This window comes from Bradyrhizobium sp. SRL28, assembly GCF_018596315.1.
Taxonomy (GTDB): domain Bacteria; phylum Pseudomonadota; class Alphaproteobacteria; order Rhizobiales; family Xanthobacteraceae; genus Bradyrhizobium.
Map to the genome: position 1 here is coordinate 1 of NZ_JAHEAG010000159.1, position 1,212 is coordinate 1,212.

Below are 1,212 nucleotides of genomic sequence, written 5' to 3' on the forward strand. Positions count from 1 at the left end.
CTTTGGCAAATTTTTAGCGGCGGCGAGTTTTTGGGATTCCCAAGAGAGGATTTGCGTGATTCATGAGAGGTCGGCTTATGGAGGGCCGATCTATGGACGTGGACTGGCAAGCCGATCTCGATCGCTGGCTTGCGCCGTTTGTCGCGGCGCTAGGGCACAAGACGCGGGCCCGGATGTGCCCTCTCTACGTCGCGGGTTTGATTGGTCCAGGAGACCGCAAGAGCGTTCAACCGATGGCGGCACGCGCCAGTGGGGTCGGTTACGATCAGCTCCATCATTTCGTCGCTGCCGGAGTTTGGGACAGTGCTCCACTCGAGGCTGCCCTGCTGAAGGAGGCAGACAGATTGGTTGGCGATGATGCGGGTTTTCTTGTCATCGATGATACGGCGTTGCCCAAGAAGGGACGTCACTCGATTGGCGTCGCGCCACAATATGCCTCGTCGCTCGGAAAGACTGCTAACTGTCAGTCGCTAGTCTCGCTAACGTTGGCGTCGCGGGAAGTGCCGGTGATGGTGGGCCTGCGGCTGTTCCTGCCCGAGAACTGGACAAATGATCCTGAGCGCATGGCGCGGGCCGGTGTGCCGAAGGATAGACAGACTGCTCTGACAAAGCCGGAGATTGCGATCGAGGAGATCGACCGCGTCATCGCCTCTGGTGCGCGTTTCGGCTGTGTGCTTGCCGATTCAGGGTACGGCTCCAGCGGGCCTTTCCGTCAGGCTTTGAGCGAGCGCGGTCTGCTGTGGGCGGTGGGTCTGTCGCGGCGCCAGAACGTCTATCCCGCCGACATTGCCCTGATCTTCCCCATCGCGAAGACCGGAAAGCCCCGCAAATACCACATCCCTGATCAGCCACCGGTCTCTGCTGAAGCGTTATTGGCCGAAGGCAAATGGCAAAGGGTCAGCTGGCGGCGGGGCACCAAAGGTCGGCTGACATGTCTCTTCACGGCCCGCCGTGTCCGCGTTGCGGATGGCCATAAGCACCGGATGATCAATAACCGTATGCAGTGCATGCCTGGCGACGAGGTCTGGCTCGTCGGCGAGCGGCGGTCGACCGGGGAGCAAAAATACTATGTGTCGAACCTGCCTGCCGATGCCACCATCAAGACGCTTGCTGCCACGATCAAGGCCAGGTGGGTCTGTAACAGGCTCACCAGCAGCTCTAGGAGCCTGTCCAGTTAGCATCGGGAAGCCGGTTTTATCCGAATGATAGCGG

1 pseudogene is annotated in these 1,212 nt (G+C 60.1%); it reads left to right on the plus strand.

The features are described 5' to 3' along the window. Window positions 1-55: 55 nt before the first annotated feature. Window positions 56-1,159, plus strand: a pseudogene (locus KIP88_RS45755) (IS701 family transposase); the annotation flags it as partial. Between the last annotated feature and the right edge of the window lie 53 nt (window positions 1,160-1,212).